The following is an 8166-nucleotide window of genomic DNA, read 5'->3' on the forward strand; positions in this document are numbered from 1 at the left end:
TCGATTTCGTAAGATGAGAATTTACGAATATTAATCACACCAGTATCAAAAATAAGGTATTGGCCTTTAATGCCCTGCAAAATACCTGTTACTTCAGCAATTTTATCAAAATTATGCGATTTAACTTTAATAGGAAATTGCGTTATTGGGTAACTAATGGCTTGAATGTTCGCGTCTAGACGTTCAATAACAATGTCCTGGTATTCGGCCGCGAGAGCTTGCAGTTTATCTTCAATTAACGGGATAAGTTGGGCTGCTTGTTCAACCAAATCGACATCATCATTATGACCTTTTAGCATAGCCTGCCAATGGGTTTTGTCGTTAATGAATTTGGCTAATTCAATTTCAATTAAGCCTGACATTTTACGTGTCGACACTTTAAAAATAGGTAAGCCTTGGGTTGCGCCTTGGTCTATCCAACGGGTTGGGATTTGAGTATGGCGGGTAATACCGACTTTAATGCCTGAAGTGTTCGATAAATAAACATAGTGGGGTACAAAGCAATTTGACATGGCCCATTCTGGTTCGCGACAAGTACCTTGATCAAAATGGCATGTTTCTGGTTTCATTATACACAAGTCGCAACTGGCCAGTTTTGACATGCATACGTAGCAGTGACCTTGAGAATAACTTTTCTTGGTCTTTTTACCGCAGTTGCTGCAAAAAATATTACCTGTATGAGTCATGGTTAATGACTTACCAATAAGCGGGTTAAGGGCTAAACGCGCTTCACCAACAGGTAAATGGTACTCCACCTCATGGTTATCATTGAGGTGGGTTTTCAGTTTTGATAGCGTTCCAAACATGGTTAATCCATTTTTATCATCATTATTTTGTGGCAGTTTAACAGATGATCAAAATGGATTTTAGGCTTAATTCGTTCTAAATGTTCAAATCAACTTATGCCGATTTACTCAGTTTATCTAATACAACATCATCACCCATTTCATACAGTGATGCTGTAATTTGCTCTTCTTGGCTTGGGTCGGTTAACCCCAATGCCATCGTTGCTCTAAATAATGCAATACCAGTGTGGCTTGCTGTTTCATATTGGCTACTAAATTGTTCTATATTTACGCCTAGAGCATTCATTTTATTAGATATATGTAACACAATCCCAGGACGATCATATGCGACTAAGTTATAGTGCAAATGTTTAATCGGTTTAGCACTTAATGTTGTTTTAGCAAAGGTTAAGGTTAAGCCGTCAATGCATTCTAAGGCGTCAATTAACTCATCCCATTTTAGAGCTGGAACTTCTAATTGTAATATTGCAGCAAAAATACCATCTATATGGCGCATTTCAGAGTCTAGCCAATTGCCACCATGGCGACTAACTACATTAGCAATTTGTTCTACTAAGCCTTTTCTATCAGGTGCTTGAAGAGTAATAAGATAACGCATCATTCGATATTTCTCCTATAAGTAATGTCTGTAACACAAATGTCATATTTACGTCATATAATCGCAGCCACTTAAGATTGTGTTATTGTTTTACTGTGGTTTACTTTCATTTATTTAGTCATAAATAATTATTGTTAGCATAGTAGACTACACATTCAAAGCGCTAATTATGGCATCGATTAATTATTAGAGGTTCTTAATGGAAAGTCAGGTCAATAAACCTGGTTCTGCGGAAAAAAGTCTACTCGTTGATAGACATGCAACACGCAGAGCATTTAAGGATAAAGCAGCTGAGATTGGGGTAACCGTTGGTGGCACATTAGTGTTTGTCACCCTGTTATTAATATTTTTCTATTTGCTGTATGTCATCAAGCCCATTTTTGATGGGGCGCATATAGAACCTGTTACCAGTGTTAGTTATCAACATACTGATGCGAAAACCTTAACTGTTGGTAGTGATGAACAAAACGAAGTGCTTTATCGAGTGACCGAATCAGGTGTCGTTGATTTTTATTCAGCCGCTAGCGGTGAATTGATTTCATCTTTTAAGCCAAAAATCCCTGAAGGCACAACGGTAACCAGCAGCGCAAAATCAAGCCCAAGCGAGCAACGTTTTGCATTAGGGCTGAGTAACGGCCAAGTGATTGTTGTCGGCATTGAGTTTGGATTAACTTATCCAGACAATAAACGTGTCATTACACCCTCTTTGCGTTATCCGATGGGTGAAACACCTTTGACGATTAATAGCGACGGTGCGGTTTATAATCTGGTGTTTGATTTTAGCGATAGTCGCATGAGTTTTGCATACCAAGACGCCAAAGGTGCTTGGAAGCTTAATCGCCAAGAAGGCGAAGAAAACATGATGACTGAAGAAGTTGAATGGTCATCTGTTGAAGTATTTATAAGCGATGCTCCTAGTAATGTTATATCAGCGATAATGACTCCAGATCACCGTCAGCTTATTTTGAGTGCTAATAATAAACTGTTTATTTATAACACTCGCGATGCCGACTCTGTTGAGTTATTACAAGTTGTCGATGTTAAAAAAGTGAATGCTGAAGTTAAGCAAGTAAATTTACTTGCCGGTGCCAGCTCTATTTTGGTGAGTTATGACAGCGGTATAGTGAGTCAGTACTTCCAAGTTAATAGCGAAAAAGGTCGTTTATATCAGCAGATTCGTGAGTTTGATGATCTTGCTCCTGTTAGTGTAATGGCAACAGAGTTTTATCGTAAAAGCTTTGCCGTGCTGAGTGCAGAAGGCGAGTTAACACTGCTTTATACGACCAGTGAACGTCAGTTATTCGACGAGAAATTTCAGTTAACCAACCCTGGTAAAATGGGCTTTAGCCCGCGTTCAAACGCCTTGGTGATTGAAGCCGATAACAAACTTAACCTGTTCTCTGTTGAAAATGATCATCCAGAAATATCCTGGAGCGCACTGTGGGAAAAAGTGTGGTACGAAGGTTACCCTGAACCACAATATGTGTGGCAGTCGACTTCAGGTTCTGACGACTTTGAAGCCAAATTAAGCTTAATGCCACTGGCATTTGGCACCATGAAAGCGGCATTTTACGCCATGCTATTTGCCGCGCCATTGGCGATTGCTGGGGCGATTTATACCGCTTACTTCATGACACCTAAAGTGCGTAATGTCGTTAAACCTACCATTGAAATTATGGAAGCATTACCGACAGTAATTTTGGGTTTCTTGGCCGGCTTATGGTTAGCGCCACTGATTGAAGATCATTTGCCCGGTATTGTGGTGTTATTGATGTTATTGCCCACATCAATACTTGCCACTGCATTTGCCTGGAGTAAATTGCCTGAAAAATGGAAGCATCGTCTACCAGAAACCTACCAAGAACTAATGCTATTACCGGTGATTATATTTATTGGTTGGTTCTCTTTTGAGATAAGCCCAGTGATTGAAGTGGCATTATTTGATGGCAATACTCGTCAATTTATTACTAATGATTTAGGCATCACTTTCGACCAACGTAATGCGCTGGTTGTGGGTATTGCCATGGGGTTTGCGGTAATTCCAACCATATTCTCAATTGCTGAAGATGCGATTTTCTCTGTGCCGCGTCATTTATCAAACGGCAGTTTGGCACTGGGTGCAACAAACTGGCAAACCTTGACTAAGGTGGTATTACTTACCGCCAGCCCGGGTATTTTCTCGGCCATTATGATGGGCTTAGGCCGTGCAGTTGGTGAAACCATGATTGTGTTAATGGCAACCGGTAATACTGCAATCCTTGAGTGGAGTGTATTTGAAGGTATGCGTACCTTAGCGGCAAACATTGCTGTAGAAATGCCTGAGTCGGCCATTGGCAGTACGCATTATCGCGTATTGTTCTTAGCTGCCTTTGTATTGTTCGTGTTCACCTTCTTCTTTAATACCATTGCTGAAGTTGTTCGCCAACGTTTACGCGAACGTTATAGCTCACTGTAAGGAAAGATGATGACTCAATTAATGATTAATTCGCCAATCGCCTTGAGAGGTTTGTGCAATGGGTAAGTGGTTTAAATCAGGTTCACCGTGGATTTGGATGACCGGTGGTGCCGTTAGTATCAGTTTGATTGCCGTTTTAGGCTTACTACTGTTAATCGCGTGGCGTGGCTTGAGTTACTTTTGGCCTGCTGATGTTTATGAATGGCAACTCGAAGACAACAATGGTGTTAAAAGTACCTTAATTGGTGAGATTTACGACCGTGAAGAGGTGCCTACAGAGCGCTTAATTTCAGCTGGTCATAAATTTACCAAACACCCTGGTGAGTTTGTTACTCGTTACTTGGTAAAAACCGGTAACCGTGAGTTTGTTGGTCTAGATTTCCGTTGGATTTTGGGAACCGATATCGTTAGCCGCTCTATGCCCGCTGATGTCGCGAAACTTGAACGGACGAAAAACGGTAATTTTTACGGTTATCCTGTTGCGGTAATCGAAGACGGTAAACGTTTAGAGTTAACTAATGAAGCAGACATAGAAGCGTCTTTGTTCGACCATATCGACCGCGCTGTGGCGATTTCTGATCAAGCCTTGGCGTTGCAAAAAAGCGATATTGGCTCGATAAATTATCAAATGGAACGTCTACGTTTGAAAGAACGTGGTTATGAGCTTGATGGTGAATTAACCGCTGAGCGTAAAGCGGATATCAAGGCGCAAATTGGACAGCTTAACAAAGACTACTTAGTGCTTGAAAAAGACTTGTTTGCCCTGCGTGATAAAGCAGCTCGTGATTCTGTTGTAGTGAAAGATATGCGCGGTGTTGAAGTCACCTTGCAACTGGACTCTATTCTAGACGTCAGTTACGTCAATCACATGAACTTACTCGGTAAAGTGGGCCACTGGTTTGTGGGAATTGGTCGCTTTGTTAGCGATGACCCACGAGAAGCCAATACTGAAGGTGGTGTTTTTCCCGCTATTTTTGGTACGGTATTTATGGTGATGCTAATGGCCGTTATCGTAACGCCATTTGGGGTTATTGCTGCTATTTACTTGCATGAATACGCCAAGAAAGGCCCTATTACTAAGCTTATCCGTATTGCGGTAATTAACTTAGCCGGTGTACCGTCAATTGTTTATGGTGTCTTTGGTTTAGGTTTCTTTGTGTACATGATGGGCGGCTCAATTGACCAATTGTTCTTCCCTGAGGCGTTACCAGCACCCACATTTGGCTCTCCTGGAGTGATTTGGTCTGCATTAACCTTAGCCATTTTAACCTTGCCAGTGGTCATTGTATCAACCGAAGAAGGCTTAAGCCGAATTCCGAGTGCAGTGCGTCAAGGCAGCTTAGCATTAGGCGCGACTAAAGCTGAGACCTTATGGCGCATTGTGATCCCAATGGCAAGCCCAGCAATTATGACGGGTTTGATTTTAGCCGTGGCACGTGCCGCCGGTGAAGTGGCTCCGTTGATGTTAGTGGGTGTGGTAAAATTAGCTCCAACATTACCGATTGATATGAACTTCCCGTTTGTGCATTTAGAACGTAAGTTCATGCACTTAGGTTTCCATATTTACGATGTAGGCTTCCAAAGCCCTAACGTAGAAGCAGCACGCCCATTGGTGTATGCAACTTCGTTCTTATTAGTATCTGTAATTGTTGCTCTTAATTTAACCGCTATCAGCGTGCGCAACCATTTACGTGAAAAATTCCGTTCGCTAGAACATTAATTAGCGATATCCTGAGGAAAGATAAAATGATTTCTATTGATAGTTCAGCAATGCAAACAGAAGCCGTTGATTTAGCTAATTTACCGGCACAGGATACCGCACTTGAAATTCGTAACCTTGATTTACGTTACGGTGACAAGCAAGCGCTATTTGATGTGTCGATGAAGATCCCTAAAAAACAAGTTACGGCATTTATCGGCCCAAGTGGTTGTGGTAAATCAACGCTGTTACGTTGTATTAACCGCATGAATGATTTGGTTGATAGTTGTAAAATTGAAGGTGAAATCTTACTTCATGGGCAGAACATTTATGACAAGAAAGTTGATGTCGCAGCACTACGTCGTAACGTCGGCATGGTGTTTCAGCGTCCTAACCCATTCCCTAAGTCAATTTACGAAAACGTAGTGTATGGCTTACGTTTACAAGGGTTAAGCAACCGTCGTGATTTAGACGAAGCGGCAGAGCGTTCATTACGTGGCGCAGCGATTTGGGACGAAGTGAAAGACCGTCTACACGATAATGCTTTTGGTTTATCTGGTGGTCAGCAACAACGTTTGGTGATTGCCCGTGCTATTGCTATTGAGCCAGAAGTACTGCTACTCGATGAACCAACGTCAGCACTTGACCCAATCTCGACTTTAACCATTGAAGAATTGATTACTGAGCTAAAACAACAGTATACCGTGGTGATTGTGACGCATAACATGCAACAAGCGGCTCGAGTGTCTGATCAAACGGCCTTTATGTACATGGGTGAGTTGGTTGAGTACGCTGATACCAACACCATTTTCACGACCCCTAAAAAGCGTAAAACTGAAGATTATATTACCGGTCGTTACGGTTAATCTTGCTTAAAACGCTTTTTATTAACATACAGAATTTAGGTGGGTATCATGGAAAAAATGAATTTAAGTAAACACATATCAGGTCAGTTTAATGCTGAGCTTGATGATATTCGTAATCGCGTATTAGCCATGGGCGGTCTTGTTGAGCGCCAGCTTGAGCAAGCATTGGACGCACTCGCTACACTTGACTCAGAATTAGCGCAACAAGTGATTGAAGGCGATCATAAAGTCAATGGTATGGAAGTGGCTATTGATGAAGAGTGCACCCGTATTATTGCTAAGCGTCAACCTGCTGCCAGTGATTTACGCTTGATTTTGGCCATTTCTAAAACCATTACTGATCTTGAACGTATTGGTGATGCTTGTGTTCGTATTGCTAAAGCAGCGGTAGAAAAGCGCGCTAACAGTCAACAACCTTTATTGGTGAGTATTGAAAACATGGGGCGTCACGCCACACGTATGTTGCACTCAACGTTAGATGCACTAGCACGTATGGATGCAGACCAAGCATTTGAGTTACACAAAGAAGATGCGAAATTAGACAAAGAGTATGAAGGTATTATCCGTCAATTAATGACTCATATGATGGAAGACCCTCGCTCAATCCCTGGTGTGTTAGACGTATTATGGGCTGCGCGTGCGGTCGAGCGTGTCGGAGACCGTTGTAAGAATATCTGTGAGTACGTGATTTACTATGTGAAAGGTAAAGACGTTCGCCATATTTCTTATGAAGAAATGGAAAAAGAGCTGTAAGAGGCCTTAACGACTTTTGAAACGCCCTATGTTGCACTGTTTATCTAACAAACAGCCCAGCATAGGGCGTTTTTGTTTAGCGGTTTTGATGGATATTTGCTATCTTTGGCGCCTAAATCTGATGTAGAAGAAAACGTTCATGAAAAATACCCTTACTCGTGGTTTAACCAATTTATTGCCTATGGTGTTGTCTATCTGGCTGTTTTGGTCACTGTTTATCTCACTCGATGGCTTAGGTAAATTATTGCTTGATATCGTGGGGGTAAAAGCGGCTTTTGTTGGCGCAGGCTTTTGTTTGGTGGCGGGTTTAGTGTTTGTTGCGGGGTTACTATTTTCAGTTAGCCCGATTGCTTGGGTTTACGGTTGGATTGAAAACCAACTGATGAAGTTTCCTTTGTTTAAATCTGTTTATGGCAGTATCCGTGATATCGCCAGTTTAATGAACCGTGACGGCCAACCTAAAACTCAAAAAACGGTATTAGTCAAACAAGCCAATGGCAGTTTTGTTGTGGGTTTTATCATGAGTGACTCAGCGCCACAGCCTCTTGCAGATGCATTGCCAGAAGGTGATTGGGTGCCAGTATTATTCCAACTCAGTTACCAAATCGCAGGAGTGACCAGTTTGGTTAAACGCGACGACCTTATTTTTGTCGACTGGTCATTTGAAGATGCGATGCGTTTTAATTTAACCGCCGGGATATCTAACAGTAAAGAAGCTTAAATAGGCTAACAACCGATTAGAGCGATAATAAGCGACAACGGGGATATCAAGCGAAACCGGCGATATCAATCGGTTATAGCGAACGTAGCACTTGTCATCCCATTTTATCGCTGTTCATCGTTTTAACTTTGCTTTTATAGCGCCTAGGCTTGAGGCTATTATATTACGCTAATCGATCGATTATCAGCGCTTTGTCATTGTTAATTTGCGTCAGTCGCGATTAATCGTAAAATAGCTGTTACAAACAATTGCCCCCAAGAGATAACAG

At 41.7% G+C, this 8166-nt stretch carries 7 protein-coding genes; 5 read left to right on the forward strand and 2 right to left on the reverse strand.

Annotation, left to right across the window (positions count from 1 at the left end; translation table 11 throughout):
- Both CXF78_RS08090 and CXF78_RS08095 read right to left on the reverse strand, forming a co-directional pair.
- Positions 1 to 806, reverse strand: an 806-nt coding sequence (locus tag CXF78_RS08090) for a DUF2797 domain-containing protein (protein ID WP_102036476.1), incomplete at its 3' end; no start/stop codon positions are given.
- 94 nt (positions 807 to 900) lie between these two features.
- Positions 901 to 1407 carry a glycine cleavage system transcriptional repressor gene (locus CXF78_RS08095; RefSeq protein WP_011636830.1) on the reverse strand — a complete coding sequence of 169 codons (507 nt, stop codon included), beginning with the start codon at positions 1405 to 1407 and terminating at the stop codon, positions 901 to 903.
- Positions 1408 to 1603: 196 nt separating this feature from the next.
- Here CXF78_RS08095 and CXF78_RS08100 point away from each other — a divergent pair, with 196 nt between their 5' ends.
- The 5 genes from CXF78_RS08100 (at position 1604) to CXF78_RS08120 (ending at position 7898) form a co-directional block, all read left to right on the forward strand.
- A complete protein-coding gene (locus CXF78_RS08100) occupies positions 1604 to 3859 on the forward strand; it encodes an ABC transporter permease subunit (protein ID WP_102036477.1) in 2256 nt (751 codons plus the stop codon).
- A gap of 58 nt (positions 3860 to 3917) precedes the next feature.
- Positions 3918 to 5579, forward strand: a complete 1662-nt coding sequence (gene pstA / locus CXF78_RS08105) for a phosphate ABC transporter permease PstA (RefSeq protein ID WP_011636832.1) — start codon at positions 3918 to 3920, stop codon at positions 5577 to 5579.
- Positions 5580 to 5605: 26 nt separating this feature from the next.
- Positions 5606 to 6424 (forward strand): phosphate ABC transporter ATP-binding protein PstB, encoded by an 819-nt coding sequence (gene pstB / locus CXF78_RS08110; protein ID WP_011636833.1) that lies wholly within the window; start codon positions 5606 to 5608, stop codon positions 6422 to 6424.
- A 48-nt stretch (positions 6425 to 6472) separates the two neighbouring features.
- Positions 6473 to 7177 (forward strand): phosphate signaling complex protein PhoU, encoded by a 705-nt coding sequence (gene phoU, locus CXF78_RS08115; protein ID WP_041412865.1) that lies wholly within the window; start codon positions 6473 to 6475, stop codon positions 7175 to 7177.
- Between the two features lie 139 nt (positions 7178 to 7316).
- Positions 7317 to 7898 (forward strand): DUF502 domain-containing protein, encoded by a 582-nt coding sequence (locus CXF78_RS08120; RefSeq protein WP_011636835.1) that lies wholly within the window; start codon positions 7317 to 7319, stop codon positions 7896 to 7898.
- Positions 7899 to 8166 lie beyond the last annotated feature (268 nt).

The sequence above is a fragment of the Shewanella sp. 11B5 genome, from assembly GCF_002836795.1.
GTDB classification, from domain to species: domain Bacteria; phylum Pseudomonadota; class Gammaproteobacteria; order Enterobacterales; family Shewanellaceae; genus Shewanella; species Shewanella frigidimarina.